Genomic DNA, 15,705 nt, shown 5'->3' on the forward strand with positions numbered 1-15,705 from the left:
TAATATTCTACGCTTTCACAATATTCACAATTACCTCAACCGCTTTCTCCATACTTTCCAAAGCTACATATTCATACGGTCCGTGAAAATTCATTCCACCGGCAAAAATATTCGGACAAGGCAATCCCATATAGGATAATTGCGCTCCGTCTGTTCCGCCTCTGATCGCTTTGATTTTCGGCTCGATTCCCGCTTCTTTCATTGCTTTTGCAGCAAGATCTATAATATGCATTTTGCCTTCGAACTGCTGTTTCATATTGCGGTACTGTTCCTTAATTTCCACTTCTGCCGTTCCTTCACCGTGTTTCTCATTAAACTCCGCAACTTTCTGCTCCATGAATTTTTTTCTTGCTTCAAATTTTTCATCGTCATGATCACGGATGATGTATTGAAGTTTACATTCGGAAACATCAGATGTTACATCCATCAAATGATAAAAACCGTCAAAACCTTTTGTGGTAGAAGGGGTTTCGTTTGCTGGTAAAGACTGAATAAATTCTGCAGCCAAAAGACTTGCATTCACCATTTTTCCGAAAGCATAACCTGGATGTACACTCAATCCGTGGATTTTCACCACCGCTCCCGCTGCGTTGAAGTTTTCATATTCCAGCTCACCCACTTCGCTTCCATCCATCGTATAAGCGAATTCTGCCCCGAATTTTGCTACATCAAATTTGTGTGCACCTCTTCCGATTTCTTCATCCGGAGTAAAACCAAGCGCCATTCTTCCGTGCTTAATTTCCGGATGAGCGATTAAATATTCTGCTGCTGTTACAATTTCTGCACAACCCGCTTTGTCGTCTGCACCGAGAAGTGTATTTCCGTCAGTCGTAATTAAAGTCTGGCCGATATGTTTTTTTAAACTTTCAAATTTTGAAGGGGATAAAGTGAAATTGGTTTCTTTATTTAAAACTAAATCTTCACCCTGATAATTTTCCCAAACCTGAGGCTTTACATCTTCACCACTGAAATCCGGTGATGTGTCATAATGCGAAATAAATCCAATAGTTGGCTTATCATTACTTTCAAGATTTGAAGGGATATATCCCATAATATAGCCGTTTTCGTCAATAGAGACATCTTCCAGACCAATCATTTTCAGCTCTTCTACAATATAATTGGCGATGTTCCACTGTCTTTCTGTAGAAGGTGTGGTTTCGCTTTCGGCATCACTGGTTGAATATATTTTTACATAGCTGATAAAACGGTTCAGCAGTTTTTCTCTCCACATTGAGTTGAATTCTATTGTACTCATTTTGAATTATAAATTTTAACAAAGTTAGCAAATTTGAGAGAGGCAGCCGGCTATTTGTGGATTAATATCTTTCTGTAAAATTTTAAATAAAAATTAAACTACTGATAGTCAGTGTTTTGATGGTTTTGTTTGATTAGATAACCAAATAGTTTAGTTTTATTATATTTGAGAAAACCAAAAGTAAATGTTTCTTACCGAATGTCCCAGAGACGCAATGCAGGGTTGGGATGAGTTTATTCCGACCAGTAAAAAAATAGATTACATCAATTCACTAATGGAAGTTGGCTTTGATGTGCTTGATTGTGTGAGTTTCGTTTCTCCCAAAGCAATTCCGCAAATGGCAGACTCTGCCGAAGTTGCCGAAAATATCGACAAATCTTTATCCAATACCAAAGTTTCTGCTATTGTAGGTAATTATCGTGGTGCTGAAAAAGCGCTGAAACACCAATCTGTAGATATTTTAGGCTTCCCCTTTTCTATTTCTGAAACTTTTCAGCACAGAAATACCAATAAAAATCAGGAAGAAGCGTTCAGCGATATTGTAAAAATTATCGAACTGACGAAAACCGAAAACCGAGAGTTTAACCTTTATTTTTCCATGGCATTTGGAAATCCTTATGGCGAAATGTGGAAGTGGCAAGATGTAGATTTCTGGGCTCAGAGGTTTTCGGAAATTGGTGTTAAAAATATTTTACTTTCTGATACTACGGGAGTTGCAACTACAGAAACCATCTCTGTTTTATTTGAAAAGCTTCCTGCAAAATATCCTGAAATTGATTTTGGAGCGCATTTTCATAACCGATATGAAGAGTCGTATTCTAAACTGAAAGCAGCTTACAATCAAGGTTGCAGAAGATTTGATTCAGCAATCAAAGGAATTGGCGGCTGTCCGATGGCGAAAGACGATTTAGTAGGAAATATGCCGACCGAACAGGTGATTAATTTTATGAGCGTTGAAAAAGCGGAACATAAATTGAACTTACTGAATTTCGAAAGTTCTTATAATAAGGCGAAAGATATTTTTCATTTTTAGGTCATGAATAAATTTTGTTTAGTCCTTTTAATCTTTACCTACTCAAGTTTTTTTTCTCAGAAAGTTTTGAAACTATTTAATGAACAGAATTTTGATGAAATCACTAAACTGGAAAAAGAAAGTGGAAATCTCAGTGGAGAAGAACTTTATTATCTTGGTTATGCTTTTTTTAGTAAGGAAAATGACCTGAAGGCAATTGAATATTATGATAAAGCTTTATCAAAAGGATTTGATAACCCTATGTTGTATTTTCAAAAAGGTTATTCACAAATGTTTTTAAAACAATATGATCAAGCTTTAGAAAATATAAATAAGGCTATTTCAAAAGCTCCTCTTGCAGAATTTTATGTCGAGAAGGCAAGAATTTACAAAATAAAGGAAGATGTTATCAATGAAGAGAAAACATATGTTGAAGGTCTTCAAAACTCAAAACTAAAAGATGATAACTGGTATCTTGAATTAATAAAGAATGCCGGAAATTTCTATTATGCACAAATTAAAAACTTCCCAAAATCTGAAAAGGTTTATGAGGATGGAATATCCGCATATCCTAATGAGTATATCTTATATGAAAAATTCATTAAAGCTTTAAATGCTCAAAATAAATTTGCAGAAGCCGATAAAGTTTTTGATCAAATGAAAGTTTTTTATTCTGAGAAAAAGCTGTCCGAAGATAATATGAAATTTAAAAATCTTGCCGTTGACGAATTCGAATGGAATAATCAATGGGTGAATGTTTACAAATCTTTTGAGAAACCTAAAAAAACACTCGAATCAATTTATAAAGTCTATTTGATTGATAAAACAGGAGAAAAAATAGAACGTAAATTCAATATTGAAAAAACTCTTCAAATCAAAAAAACAGATGCTGAATTTGTTATATGCGAAGAATCTAAAGGAACTCATCAACTTATCCTATAGGATTTAAAAATGATAGTTTTACTCTCGAAGATTTACGGATTCAAATAAAAAAGATCCTTGACAAAAACTAAAGAACAAAAATAATTTTATGACCTCAAAAATAACATATACAGGAGATTTAAGATGTTCAGCAGAACATTTGCAATCGGGAATCATCATCGAAAGTGATGCGCCAACCGATAACCACGGTAAAGGTGAAAAGTTTTCACCAACAGATCTTTGTGCGACTTCTTTGGCAGAATGTGCATTGACAACCATTGCGATTCTCGGAAAAGACAAAGGAATCAATATTGACGGCGCATACTGTACTTTGCAAAAAATTATGAAAACAGAACCAAGAAGAATTGGAGAGATTGTTTGTAATTTTGTTTTTTCGGATATCTATTCAGACAAAGAAAAAGCGTTTATAGAAGAAACCGCTCACAATTGTCCGGTGGCAAAAAGTCTCCATCCGGAATTAGTTCAGACGATGATTTTCATTTATCAATAAGCAATTGCCGCAGTTAGCCGTAATTTTAAAAAAGATGGACGCAAGAGAAATTATTAAGTCTATATATATTGACTTACCATTTGACGAAAATGTTGAACTAAAAGATAATGAACTTATTTGGATTGATAATTTTGGTGGAGAAAATTCGGTTTCTATAAAAGATATTGCGTTTAATGAAAAAAGTTTCGCTTGGTGGCAATGTAATTCTGCTGGACTTGATTCCGTATTTTTGAAATTAAATCCTCAAATTTTAGTAAATTGGAAAATCCCATTAAATACTATGGGGCAACCTTCTTGGGGTTGTCAAAATATATTTTTCTATAAAAACTATCTAATTGTCAAATATAAAGATAAGCATTCCGATAGAATACTTTTTTTAAACACTAATAATTTGAATATTGAAGAAATATTAACAACATCATATTATTGGAAAAATATAAAACTTATAGAAAACGTACTTTATATCTGGGACCGAAAAGGAGAAGAATGTATTGAAGTAGAAATTTTTGAAAACAAATTAGAAAGAAGAATTACTAATTTAATAAATTTAAATAAAGCAGGAATTAATTTAGAAAATTAGTAAAAAAAATACCACAATTTAAAATATGATTCCAATCATTTCGCCAAAACAATTTAGAGAACTTCCCGCAGAAAAACTTGTTATTCTTGATTCAAGAACAGGTAAAAATGCTCATCAAAATTATATTCAAAAGCACATTAAAGATGCAAGATTTATCGATTTGGATAAAGATTTAGCTGAAACTGTTTAAAATCCGGCTTTTGGTGGAAGACATCCGCTTCCGAGTATCGAAAAATTTGCAGAAACAATTTCTAATCTTGGAATTGCTGAAGATTCTCACATTGTAATTTATGATGATAAAAATGGAGCAAATGCGGCGGCAAGAGCTTGGTGGATGCTGAAATCATTCGGTTTTGAAAAAGTTCAGGTTTTGGATGGCGGAATTCAGAATGCTGAAAAAGAAGGATTGGAATTTTCATCGGGTGAGGAAACTTTTCAAAGATCAGAACTCATTAAAAATAAAAATTGGCTTCTTCCTCAATCGGCTTTGGAAGATGTTGAAAATGAGATTTTAAACCATTCTGCTACGGTGATTGATGTGAGGGATTCTTATCGTTTTAGAGGAGAATCTGAACCGATTGATCTGGTCGCAGGTCATATTCCGGGAGCGATTAATATTCCTTTTTCTGAAAACTTGGATGAAGGCGGAAACTTTTTAAAGGCTGAAATTCTAAGAGCAAAATATCTAAAATATTTAGAAAACAAACCTGAGAAATAATTATCCATTGTGGTTCGGGAGTTACAGCTTGTCATACAATTTTAGCTCTTGTACATGCAGGTTTTGAAATCCCAAATTTATACGTTGGTTCATGGAGCGAATGGAGCAGAAGACAGGGCAAGGAAATTGCGAAAGGTGTTTAGAAGATTAATTTACAGTTTATGAGAATCTCAATAGTAATTTTACAGATTTTTCACTCCGCTCGGAATGACACAACGTATAAATAAAAAAAGCTGCCAAAAATGGACAGCTCATATATTTTTTGATGAAATAATTGTTTCACAATTAAAAAAACTTCCAGCATCCCGCTTCCATCTTCCTAACTTTTATAGCATTCCCAGTTCAAACTTCGCTTCTTCGCTCATCATATCTTTGTTCCAGCTTGGTTCAAAGGTAAGTTCCAAATCTACATCGCTTACATTTTCTACGGCTTTTACTTTATCTTTTACTTCTTGTGGCAGAGTTTCGGCAACCGGACAGTTAGGCGTTGTTAAAGTCATAATAATTTTCACATCACCTATTTCTGAAATCTGAACATCATAGATGAGCCCCAATTCATAGATGTCTACCGGAATTTCCGGATCATAAACGGTTTTTAGTACTCTGATAATTTCTTCTCCTATATCTGCGATCTGATCGTCTGTAAATTTCATTTTTAATTTAATCTAAATTCAAATTTCTTTGCAATAAATCTTCCTGACGCATTCGTCTGAAAATATTTGCCAAAGTTAAGACATCTTTTTCACAATAGTCAACTATTCGGGGCAAGTCTTTTTCTATGTAATAAATTGATGAAACCATTGATCCGTCAATGTCATCTTTCGGGGTAGGAATTCCGAAAACATAAGCCAAAAGCTCAAGCGAAACATAACTTTTATAATCTCCGAATTTCCATAGTTCCATGGTATCAATATGCGGGATTTCCCATGGCTTTTTCCCAAACATCTGAAAAGGTTTTGGTGGCATTATTCCATTAATCAAAAAGCGTCTTGCAATCCACGGAAAATCAAACTCTTTTCCGTTATGGGCGCAAAGAATTACATCACGAAGTCTGGGGCTGTTAAAAATCTCTCCAAACTCCATCAGAATTTTCTTCTCATCATGCCCTGCGAAGCTTTTTATTTTGATGGTTTCATTTTTCTCGAGCATTCCGATACTGATACAGATAATTCTTCCAAACTCAGCCATGATTCCTGCTTTTTCGTAAAAATCTTCGGGAGAAATTTCGTCTTTGCGCTGAAACTTTGTTTTTTTATCCCAAAGTTTTTGCTCGACTTCAGATAGATCTTCCCATGATCCTGCATTGGGAACCGTTTCAATATCTAGGAATAGAATTTTTTCTAAAGGAATGTTGTGTATCATTATTTTTTAATGAAAGTTATGGCATAATATATGAAATAGCAAAGCATTATACTAAACAAAATACTATTTTTATGAAAAAGCTATTAATTTTATGCAGCAGTGTTTTCTTATTGAGTGTCACCTCTTGTAGTGATAGTACAGATGAAATCGCAACTTCAGCAACTCTAAACGTAAGACTTACAGATGGACCTGCAGATTATGATGCTGTAAATATTGATATTCAGAGAATAGAGATCAACAGCAACGGACAGTGGTTTGAACTTAATTTTCCTAATCCCGGAATTTATAATCTTCTTGATTTAAAGAATGGTGCAGATGTCTTTTTAGGACAAGCAATATTACCTGCCGGAAATGTTTCTCAGATGAGAATGATTTTAGGTTCCAATAATAGTTTAATCAAAAATGGAATAGTCTATCCACTTCAAACGCCATCCGCACAGCAAAGCGGATTAAAGTTTAACTGGAATCAAAACCTTTCTGGTAACGGAGCTTATAATGTATGGTTAGATTTTGATGCAGGTCGTTCTATTGTAACTACAGGAAATGGGTCTTTTATCTTAAAACCTGTTATCAAGGCATTCTCTGAACTTACAAACGGACAAATTAAAGGATATGTGAAGCCTCAGAATGCCCATGCAGTAGTGCATGCCATTGTTGCATCTGATACCATTGCTACCGCTATTCCCAATCCGGACGGATTTTTCATGTTTTCAGGTTTGAATCAAGGTAATTATACTGTATCGTATGATGCAGATAATACAACCGGGTATATGGATGAAAATGCAAATAATGTTTCGGTATCATTTGGACAAATTACCAATTTGGGAATCAAAACCTTACATCAATAAATACCTAGCCAACAGGCAAACCATTTTTAGAAAGAAGTGATGTTGTAAGCAGCGTCACTTCTTTTGTGTTTTCACCATACACCCCTAAAACTAAGCATTCGCTGAAGAAATTAGCAATTTGCTTTTTGGGGAAGTTTACCACTGCCAAAATTTGCTTTCCCAACAAATCTTCTTTTTTATAAAGTGCTGTAATCTGTGCCGAAGATTTTTTAATCCCTAAATCTCCGAAATCAATCTCCAGTTGGTAAGCAGGCTTTTTTGCTTTTTCAAAATCGTTGACTGAAATTATTGTACCACAGCGTATATCTATCTTTTCAAAATCTGACCAGGAAATTTCAGGTTTTATTTTCATTTTAAATAATTACTATTATAACAAAATTATCAAAAAATAGACACAAAAAATTTTCAAAATACCAATTTCAAAACAGAATTTTTTATAATTTTACTCAAAACACATACAGATGTTGATAAAAATTTACGGAAGTGCCATTTTTGGAGTGTCAGCTCAAACGATTACCATTGAAGTAAACGTCGATACGGGCGGTGTTGGCTATCATCTTGTAGGCTTGCCAGACAACGCCATCAAAGAGAGCAGTTACAGAATTTCGGCAGCTCTTAAAAACGTAGGATACAAAATTCCCGGTAAAAAAATTACCATTAATATGGCTCCTGCTGATTTGCGGAAGGAGGGATCATCTTATGATCTGAGTATAGCTATAGGAATTTTGATTGCATCTGATCAGATTGTAGCTGAAAATGTACATGATTATATCATTATGGGTGAGCTTTCTCTGGATGGAAGTCTGCAGCCAATAAAAGGAGTTCTGCCAATTGCCATTCAGGCTCGTGAAGAAGGCTTTAAAGGAATTATTTTACCAAAACAAAATACAAGAGAAGCTGCCATTGTCAATAATCTTGATGTATATGGTGTGGAAAACATAAAGGAAGTTATTGATTTTTTTAATGAAGGAAAACCTCTTGAAAAAGTAGTTTTAGATACAAGAAAAGAATTTCAGGAAAAAATAAACCAGTTTCCGTTTGATTTTTCTGAAGTAAAAGGGCAGGAAACCGCAAAACGAGCAATGGAAGTTGCCGCAGCAGGAGGACACAATATTATTCTCATCGGGCCGCCCGGAAGCGGAAAAACAATGCTGGCGAAAAGAGTTCCTAGTATTTTGCCTCCTCTGACTTTAAAAGAAGCTTTAGAAACCACCAAAATACATTCTGTTGCGGGAAAAATGGGAACAGAAACATCTTTAATGACAGTTCGCCCATTCCGTTCACCCCATCACACTATTTCAGATGTGATTGTAGTTTAAAAGGAGGTCTGTATATTTGCTAAAATTTTTAATATGGATAAGGTTTGTATTTATGCAAGGGTTAGTTCAACAGATGGTAAACAGGATTACACTCGTCAAATAAATGAATTGGAAGAGTTAATAATCAGATCAGGATATTCTAAAGAACAAATAGATGTTTATTCTGAGATGGTTTCCGGTTATAAAAAAAAAGAAGAAGACAGACCGGAACTTAATAAATTACTTTCTACAATAAGAACAAATCCAAATTCTTACAAAAAAATATTTGTAAGTGAAATTAGTAGATTAGGAAGAGATCCTAAATACACTCGTGATATTATTGAAGAACTAACTGAACTTAAAGTCAATGTTCATATCAAATCTTTACAATTAGATACGCTAGACTCCAATGGTAAGAGAAGTATGATTACTAGTATTATTCTACAAGTACTTATAGAATACGCAAATCTTGAAGCAGAGACGTTCAAAGAAAGATCAAAATCCGGTCTTTTGAAATCAGTTCGTTCGGGAAGGATGGGCGGTGGTGTATATTATCCCTATGGATACACAAAAGACGAGAATAAAATGATGGTGATCAATGATGAAGAGGCAATTATAGTAAAAAAGATTTTTGATTGGTACGAGAGTGGTTTTGGAACAAAGGTTATTAGTAATTTACTAAATGATGAAAATATACCAACACGTTCAAACAAAATATTTGGTGATCGAATTTTAAAGTTTGCGGTTCAGAAAAAGGCGTCAGATGTTAAATGGACAGACAAAGTAGTACATGATATTTTAAGAAATACATCATATATTGGACAAAGAAAATTTCTAAAACATATCGTTCCTTGCCCTCAGATTATCGATATCTCTCAATTTGAGAAATGTGGTGAACTTTTGGTAAGTAAGAGGTCTAAGGGAAATACATTATATACTTACATTTTAAAAGATATCTTAAAATGTGGTAACTGTCAAAGAAACTATTTCGGAAAATTTAAACCTAACAATCATGATGACAAGGTTTATAAATGTTCGTCCACTAGAAATAGGAATGGTGGATGTGGACAAACCGGAATTAATATCAAACTTATTGAAAGTACAATCTATCATTTCTCTTGTATTATGATTAACTTGTTGAATTTTATTAATTTAACAGATGAAACAATACAAAGTATTGAAAAGAAAAACGAAATTATCAAGAACAATATTAAAAGTGAAGAATATTTGGTTTCTCAACTTATGTCACGTAAAGAGAAACTATTTGATTATTTTTTATCATCAGACATGGATAAATCTAATTTCGATAAAAAAGAATCTCAATTATTAAAGGAAATCGAACTGAAAACAAAAAAAATAAATTTATTTAAGAAAACTTTGGAAACAAATAATAACCAATTACGGAGAGGTTCAGAGAATAAATTTATTAATTCAGCGAGTGATCGTCAACAATTACATCAAAATCTAAAAAAAATATATGAAAAGATAAGTATTATTGAGACTAATTTTGACCACGTTAAATTAAAACTAAGATTTTCGTTACACAACAATAATTTTGTTGATTGTGAACTACTTCTTGATAAAAAAGGTATCAGATTAAAAAATAAAAGATACCGATATAAGGTTTATTTAATCGAAGGAAACTTTAATGAAAAGTATTTTTCTGTGTTTGGTTCAAAATATAAGAAGGCGAACAAATATGTTGTACCAACAGATGAGGGAGAGACATATAATTACTCTCTTAAAGAAATTTTAAGAAAATATGAGGACTTAGACCAATATTCAAAAGATAGTATGGATCAAAAATTTCAAGAATATTTGAAGAGACTAATTTTGGCTAAACCGTTTGAATTTGGAGAATGGTTTGAGTTAGATGATGAGTTTCTTTTGGATGTAATATGAAATATCAACCTAAGGTTTTCTGAATACTTTTACATTAGGACTAACGAATTTATCAATCTCAGTAAAATTAGAAATATCTATACCTACCAATCTTAAAAGGTTTCTTATATTTTCACCTATTAGATTACCCTTTATAGATAATGGATGATCAAAAACAATCTGTACATCTAATAGTCCGTCATCGTTTATAAACCAATTGCAATAGACTGCGAGCGGTCTATCTCCATCCCATTTGTCTTTTGACATTCTGTAATTTAACGCTTTACAAGCGAAGTATATATTATTTTGAACAGAGAACTCATTGATATTTTTCATTTTATCCAAATAATATTCAATATTAGAAACAATTGAATCCGATTCAAGTATAAAATTAGCTACACCACTTTCAATAATAATTTCACCATTTACCTTACAATTACGTTTTTCAGCAGATAAGTTTGAACCTGAAAAAACATTAATTTTTTGATCGTTGGAAAGTTCAATCATCCCAGATTTTTCACCGCTGAGGACATTCAGTAGTTCAAATTTCCATCCAATTTTAATACAGTTTTCTTCAGTTCTTTTAAAACGATCTATGTTTATAAGATAATCATTAACAAACGATTTCTCAATTTGTTTTACACTTTGGGTAATAATTTCTTGTGCGTTTTCCCCTAAAATTTCGATAGCCCTACTTAGAGATATCTTATTTTCTAAAAAGTCAGCGTTGTGTTGTTTAACGGATATTTTCAACTCCTTTTTGGTACCGGACAAATCTTCCAAAAGAACATAAATATCGGTTTTACATTCTCCCCGAGATGGTCTGGGTTTACCTACTTTTTTAACAAGATATTGGATGTTATTTAGAGTTATCGACTCTGAGTCTAAGAATAATTGTAGAATGTGTTTTTCTGTGTTACTATAATTTGTCATAATTCTCTAAGATCTCACTGAGACGTATTTCTAGTGCGGTTGATAGTTTATGGGCAACCTCTAATGAAACTTTTCTTTTACCTTGTTCAATATCACTTATATAGGTTCTGTCAACTTCTGATTTAAGTGCTAACTGTTCTTGGGAAATACCTTTTTCCTGCCTGATTTGAAATATTTTTTTCCGAAGAATTCGCTAATATTCATAGTTTATAAAATTCCAAAATACATTAGAGATGTGCAATAGACAGTAGTCGACAAACGATTGAGTTTTTTTTTATACTTTTGAAGAAAATTTGTGGTTATGAGAATTTCATCATTCTTTGCAGGAGCAGGAGGATTAGATTTAGGATTTAAGAAGGCTGGATTTGAAATAGTCTACGCAAATGAATATGATAAAACTATTTGGAATACTTACGAAGAAAACCATCCTGAAACCTTTTTAGATAAAAGAAGTATTGTGGATGTACATTCTGATGATGTTTTCGACTGTGATGGTATTATAGGGGGTCCTCCATGTCAAAGTTGGAGTGAGGCAGGGGCATTGAAAGGTATAAATGACAAAAGGGGACAATTATTTTTTGATTTTATTAGGATTCTTGAAGCGAAACAACCTAAGTTTTTTCTAGCGGAAAATGTTAGTGGAATGTTATTAAATAGGCATACTGACGCTCTAGAAAACATCAAAGAAATGTTTAGGAAAGCTGGTGTTGGATATGAACTCTCATTTCAAATGGTTAACGCAGTAGATTATAATGTTCCTCAAGATAGAAAACGAGTAATATTTGTTGGGATTCGTAAGGATCTGAACTTTAAATATGAATTTGAAACTCCCAATTTCAAAAAGTTAACTCTAAACGATACTATATCAGATCTGACCGATAATGTATTGCCGGCAATTGAGAAAAATAAAACAAACGGTGATAACTGTTTAGTTCCAAATCATGAATTTATGACCGGTGGTTTCTCCACAATATATATGTCTAGGAATAGAGTTAGAAGTTGGGATGAACCATCTTTCACTATACAAGCTGGTGGAAGACATGCGCCACTCCATCCTCAGGCACCAAAAATGAAACACGTTGAACAGAATGTTAGAATTTTTCAACCAGGCTATGAAGATAGTTATAGAAGGTTGAGTGTAAGAGAATGTGCAAGAATCCAAACTTTCCCCGACGATTTTATTTTCCGTTACGAGAATATCGCAGATGGTTATAAAATGATTGGTAATGCTGTACCGGTCAACTTGGCGTATTTTTTAGCGGAATCAATAAAAAAACAACTTAATAAGAACGAAAATATTTTAAGAAGAAACGCTATTCTAACACCTTAACGATTTTTCCTACTCGTCATTAATTTCGATTTTCCAATTTTTTTTTTAGAAAATTTTTATTTCATTTAGACTATCGAAGGGGGTATAAAAAGATTAATTTCCCTTGTATACTGAGGGAGGATTTGGAGGGGGGTAGGGCTTCAAGGGGGATGTTTGCAAATGGCAAAGAAATACTTTCTCTACAGGTGATTATAAGTTATTTTGCACACTCCTTGCGTTCATTTAATTCAAAATAAATTAAATCTCACATTTATTCTAAGAAACCCTTATTATATGCGGCAGAACGGCGTTTTTGCCGTATTTTTATACTGTGATTAATACGAGTACAAATGAGAGTAAAGTATAATAGAGTTTCAACATTGGTTCAAACCGGAAATAGGTTCGAGGCGGATAAAGATAAATATGATTTGATTTTCTTAGATAAAATTTCAGGGTCAATTAGTTTCAAAGATCGTCCAAAATCAAAAGAATTGATTAAACTTGTTGAAGAGGGTCTAGTAACAGAAATTGTAGTCGAAGAATTTTCTAGGTTAGGACGAAATACGGGAGATGTAATCCAAACTTTAGAATGGTTTGAAGAAAAAGAAATAAATGTAGTAATTAGAAATATTGGTCTTCAATCACGTGCGAACGGAAAGAAAAATCCAATTTGGAAAATGATTTCATCGGTTATGTCATCACTTTACGAAATGGAACTCGAAAACATTTTAGAAAGAACATCGGTCGGTAGAATGATGTATGTTCAAAACGGTGGAATTTTAGGTCGACCTGTCGGAACAAATGAAGGTGATTCTATCTTTATCAGTAAACCAAAGAATAAAAAGGCTTTGGAATATTTAAAAAAAGGGAGAACTTTGAGGGAAATTGGAAAACTCTTAGGAATGTCTACAAAGACCGTAATGAAGGTGAAAAAGGTCGCAACTAGTCATAAGTTATTATGATGTAGACTTTTATGTTGAAAATATTTCTCTATAAGTTTTCTAGAAATTTTTTTAAAAAAACAAGGCGAATTCGCTGTGTCGTATGGTGTCTTTTTAGGGCAAAATAATTATCTCTGCAGGTCCTCAACTCAACTTGGCATATACAGAATGTACATTTCCACCAAAAATAGGCTAAGAACAAATAAATATAATTTACGGCAAAAAAGTACCATAAAGTAACAAAATAAACCATATTTTTACATTAATTAACCTTGTATAAGAACTAAAAGTACATCACAATTTACAATTCAAAAAAAATTACGACTGACTGTTAATTCCTCTATAAGTATAAACGATGAAAATAAACACTATTTTATTCATTTTACTTCTGATAATACCGGTAATTATTTACCTTACTTTTTATGAGTATGTTCAAACATATTGGGAAAACTTTGACAAAATTCTGACAATAATTTCTTTTGTCTTTGCTATGTTGACTTTTTACTATAATACAAACCTTAAATTTCACTTCTTACTTAATAGAATATTGATTCTGTTGAAAAAAGATTATAATATTTGGACATTTTCAACCTCTTTTGAAATTGAAAATTTAGAGGAAACAATGAATGTTGAACAGAAACTTAGGAGTGATGACATTAAAATAGAAAATTTCACACAGAATTCGATTACTTTTAAATTTAAAAATTTAAACCAATATCGATTAAAATTTAGTCCAGCTGATAACACCATTCATTTAATTTCTGACAAAATTATCGTTCCAAATAAACGAATTAATCTTACCATAAAGGAGTTTAGAAAACTAATCGAAAAATTGAATCAAATTTTCCACTCAAAAAATCATTCTAGCGAACAATTTGAAGTTGGAATCGAGTATACGTCAAATCCAATGTTAACTTATGCGCTGAAAAAAATACCGGAAGAAAATATAATCGGTTTCAATCTAAACATTCAAAATCCTACTCTTAATTATAAATTAAAATCATCCGGCAACTCAGTATATTTAAGTTCAACGAACTTAGAGGATTTCATAGGAGTAATCAAAAATTATAATAGTTTACAATTTGAATTATGAATACATTTAGATTTGTTAAAATTAGTAAATTTCCTGACCTGATCATTAATCAAGAAATTAGCAACCAATACCAAAGTACTTTACCGGGATTTACAGAGGCTAAACAAACGTCTATTAAATGTGTTAATAAAAATTACCATGGATTTGAGCTATATGAGGTTTCACACGAGTTAATAATTAAAGAAATTGGATTAGCGTTCGGGTATGTTGATAATAACCCCGTTACAATGGAACTAAGTGGTTATAAAAAGAAATACACAGTAAAATTATATTATAAAAAAGATAAAAAGTACGCATTCATTAGCGAATCATCCGCAGTTGTTAAAGACCTTATCAAAACTTTTAAAAGAGATATTAGTTTACAAGTAGAATTGGAAGAGATTGATCTAGATTTTACTGAACTATCTAAACACGTAGATGACTATACGGGCGCTTGGTTCAAAGGAGTAAGTTCTCGTGTAACTTCAACAGCCTTATTTGGCGCAAATTTAAGTGATGACCCGTTGTTTTCTCAACTTAAAAAAGAAGGTGCTAATCTATCCTCTATTGTAATACCATTCGGTGGAATACAAATTCAAATAAGTAAATCCGGTGGTATTTCTTCTCAACAAACTATTCGCAGTATTAGGGATCAACTTTCTCTTGTGACAAAAATAAAAGACAACCTGTTCGACAAAATTATGGTTTAATTCTAAACTATTTTTTTATTGTAGATGGATTTTCAACTTTATTGAATTCAAATAATTCGGAAAATTCTACATCAAGGGCTACCGATATTCTGTACAAAGTTATTAGACTAGGAGACATTCTACCTGATTCAATCCTACTCATATTAGATTTCTCAAAATTACATAACGCACCCAATTCCGACTGAGAAATATTTTTTTCTTGTCTAATCGTTTTAATTCTATTACTAATTAGTTTTTGTAAGGATTCCTTATCCAATATGTCCTTCATCATTATCAAAAATGATAACAATTCGTTATTGGATGGTTATCACTTGTGATAACTTCACTATCTTTGTATTAATCTTAGATAATGTT

Annotated in this window: 19 protein-coding genes and 2 pseudogenes; 14 read left to right on the plus strand and 7 right to left on the minus strand. The window is 32.5% G+C overall.

The window, feature by feature from the left end; all coding sequences use genetic code 11:
* Nucleotides 1-7 precede the first annotated feature (7 nt).
* Nucleotides 8-1,255 (minus strand): peptidase T, encoded by a 1,248-nt coding sequence (gene pepT, locus FOL89_RS12530; RefSeq protein WP_144283141.1) that lies wholly within the window; start codon nucleotides 1,253-1,255, stop codon nucleotides 8-10.
* Nucleotides 1,256-1,439: 184 nt separating this feature from the next.
* Here pepT and FOL89_RS12535 point away from each other — a divergent pair, with 184 nt between their 5' ends.
* The 7 genes and pseudogenes from FOL89_RS12535 to FOL89_RS17720 all read left to right on the plus strand — a co-directional run bounded on the left by FOL89_RS12535 (nucleotide 1,440) and on the right by FOL89_RS17720 (nucleotide 4,997).
* Nucleotides 1,440-2,288 carry a hydroxymethylglutaryl-CoA lyase gene (locus tag FOL89_RS12535; RefSeq protein ID WP_144283142.1) on the plus strand — a complete coding sequence of 283 codons (849 nt, stop codon included), beginning with the start codon at nucleotides 1,440-1,442 and terminating at the stop codon, nucleotides 2,286-2,288.
* 66 nt (nucleotides 2,289-2,354) lie between these two features.
* A complete protein-coding gene (locus tag FOL89_RS12540; RefSeq protein WP_144283143.1) occupies nucleotides 2,355-3,209 on the plus strand; it encodes a tetratricopeptide repeat protein in 855 nt (284 codons plus the stop codon).
* Nucleotides 3,210-3,297: 88 nt separating this feature from the next.
* Complete coding sequence (locus tag FOL89_RS12545) at nucleotides 3,298-3,699, plus strand: OsmC family protein (protein ID WP_144283144.1); 402 nt, start codon at nucleotides 3,298-3,300, stop codon at nucleotides 3,697-3,699.
* A 34-nt stretch (nucleotides 3,700-3,733) separates the two neighbouring features.
* Nucleotides 3,734-4,279 (plus strand): hypothetical protein, encoded by a 546-nt coding sequence (locus FOL89_RS12550; RefSeq protein ID WP_144283145.1) that lies wholly within the window; start codon nucleotides 3,734-3,736, stop codon nucleotides 4,277-4,279.
* A 25-nt stretch (nucleotides 4,280-4,304) separates the two neighbouring features.
* Nucleotides 4,305-4,469, plus strand: coding sequence for a rhodanese-like domain-containing protein (locus FOL89_RS17715; RefSeq protein WP_228444914.1), 165 nt, complete (start codon nucleotides 4,305-4,307; stop codon nucleotides 4,467-4,469).
* Nucleotides 4,470-4,541: 72 nt separating this feature from the next.
* Nucleotides 4,542-4,610 (plus strand): annotated as a pseudogene (locus FOL89_RS17770) (hypothetical protein); the annotation flags it as partial.
* 3 nt (nucleotides 4,611-4,613) lie between these two features.
* A complete protein-coding gene (locus FOL89_RS17720) occupies nucleotides 4,614-4,997 on the plus strand; it encodes a sulfurtransferase (protein ID WP_262710815.1) in 384 nt (127 codons plus the stop codon).
* Between the two features lie 326 nt (nucleotides 4,998-5,323).
* Here the strand turns inward: FOL89_RS17720 and FOL89_RS12560 are convergent, their stop codons facing one another.
* Nucleotides 5,324-5,650: an SUF system Fe-S cluster assembly protein gene (locus FOL89_RS12560; protein ID WP_144283146.1), complete on the minus strand. Its 327-nt coding sequence runs from the start codon at nucleotides 5,648-5,650 to the stop codon at nucleotides 5,324-5,326.
* Nucleotides 5,651-5,657: 7 nt separating this feature from the next.
* The gene (locus FOL89_RS12565) at nucleotides 5,658-6,359 is read right to left on the minus strand and encodes a 3'-5' exonuclease (RefSeq protein WP_144283147.1); all 702 of its coding nucleotides are present in this window, start codon (nucleotides 6,357-6,359) and stop codon (nucleotides 5,658-5,660) included.
* 71 nt (nucleotides 6,360-6,430) lie between these two features.
* Between FOL89_RS12565 and FOL89_RS12570 the strand changes: the two genes are divergently transcribed.
* Nucleotides 6,431-7,207 (plus strand): DUF4382 domain-containing protein, encoded by a 777-nt coding sequence (locus FOL89_RS12570; RefSeq protein ID WP_185146978.1) that lies wholly within the window; start codon nucleotides 6,431-6,433, stop codon nucleotides 7,205-7,207.
* Between the two features lie 4 nt (nucleotides 7,208-7,211).
* On the opposite strand, the gene FOL89_RS12575 is transcribed toward FOL89_RS12570, so the two are convergent.
* Complete coding sequence (locus FOL89_RS12575; protein ID WP_144283149.1) at nucleotides 7,212-7,559, minus strand: tRNA-binding protein; 348 nt, start codon at nucleotides 7,557-7,559, stop codon at nucleotides 7,212-7,214.
* Between the two features lie 109 nt (nucleotides 7,560-7,668).
* Here FOL89_RS12575 and FOL89_RS12580 point away from each other — a divergent pair.
* Together FOL89_RS12580 and FOL89_RS12585 are read left to right on the plus strand one after the other, a co-directional pair.
* A pseudogene (locus FOL89_RS12580) lies at nucleotides 7,669-8,523 on the plus strand (YifB family Mg chelatase-like AAA ATPase); the annotation flags it as partial.
* A gap of 36 nt (nucleotides 8,524-8,559) precedes the next feature.
* Nucleotides 8,560-10,407, plus strand: a complete 1,848-nt coding sequence (locus tag FOL89_RS12585; protein WP_144283151.1) for a recombinase family protein — start codon at nucleotides 8,560-8,562, stop codon at nucleotides 10,405-10,407.
* A 9-nt stretch (nucleotides 10,408-10,416) separates the two neighbouring features.
* On the opposite strand, the gene FOL89_RS12590 is transcribed toward FOL89_RS12585, so the two are convergent.
* Nucleotides 10,417-11,319: a hypothetical protein gene (locus FOL89_RS12590; RefSeq protein ID WP_144283152.1), complete on the minus strand. Its 903-nt coding sequence runs from the start codon at nucleotides 11,317-11,319 to the stop codon at nucleotides 10,417-10,419.
* Nucleotides 11,306-11,509 carry a helix-turn-helix transcriptional regulator gene (locus FOL89_RS12595; protein WP_144283282.1) on the minus strand — a complete coding sequence of 68 codons (204 nt, stop codon included), beginning with the start codon at nucleotides 11,507-11,509 and terminating at the stop codon, nucleotides 11,306-11,308. Before FOL89_RS12595 ends, FOL89_RS12590 begins: the two co-directional genes overlap by 14 nt.
* A gap of 111 nt (nucleotides 11,510-11,620) precedes the next feature.
* Here FOL89_RS12595 and FOL89_RS12600 point away from each other — a divergent pair, with 111 nt between their 5' ends.
* The 4 genes from FOL89_RS12600 to FOL89_RS12615 all read left to right on the plus strand — a co-directional run bounded on the left by FOL89_RS12600 (nucleotide 11,621) and on the right by FOL89_RS12615 (nucleotide 15,351).
* Nucleotides 11,621-12,649, plus strand: a complete 1,029-nt coding sequence (locus FOL89_RS12600) for a DNA cytosine methyltransferase (protein ID WP_144283153.1) — start codon at nucleotides 11,621-11,623, stop codon at nucleotides 12,647-12,649.
* A 329-nt stretch (nucleotides 12,650-12,978) separates the two neighbouring features.
* A complete protein-coding gene (locus FOL89_RS12605) occupies nucleotides 12,979-13,590 on the plus strand; it encodes a recombinase family protein (protein ID WP_144283154.1) in 612 nt (203 codons plus the stop codon).
* A gap of 334 nt (nucleotides 13,591-13,924) precedes the next feature.
* Nucleotides 13,925-14,662, plus strand: coding sequence for a hypothetical protein (locus tag FOL89_RS12610; RefSeq protein ID WP_144283155.1), 738 nt, complete (start codon nucleotides 13,925-13,927; stop codon nucleotides 14,660-14,662).
* Nucleotides 14,659-15,351, plus strand: a complete 693-nt coding sequence (locus tag FOL89_RS12615; RefSeq protein ID WP_144283156.1) for a hypothetical protein — start codon at nucleotides 14,659-14,661, stop codon at nucleotides 15,349-15,351. The genes FOL89_RS12610 and FOL89_RS12615 overlap by 4 nt, the downstream gene beginning before the upstream one ends.
* Nucleotides 15,352-15,358: 7 nt before the next feature.
* On the opposite strand, the gene FOL89_RS12620 is transcribed toward FOL89_RS12615, so the two are convergent.
* Complete coding sequence (locus FOL89_RS12620; RefSeq protein WP_317130107.1) at nucleotides 15,359-15,622, minus strand: helix-turn-helix domain-containing protein; 264 nt, start codon at nucleotides 15,620-15,622, stop codon at nucleotides 15,359-15,361.
* Nucleotides 15,623-15,705: the final 83 nt, after the last annotated feature.

This window comes from Chryseobacterium echinoideorum (assembly GCF_007474535.1).
Taxonomy (GTDB): domain Bacteria; phylum Bacteroidota; class Bacteroidia; order Flavobacteriales; family Weeksellaceae; genus Chryseobacterium; species Chryseobacterium echinoideorum.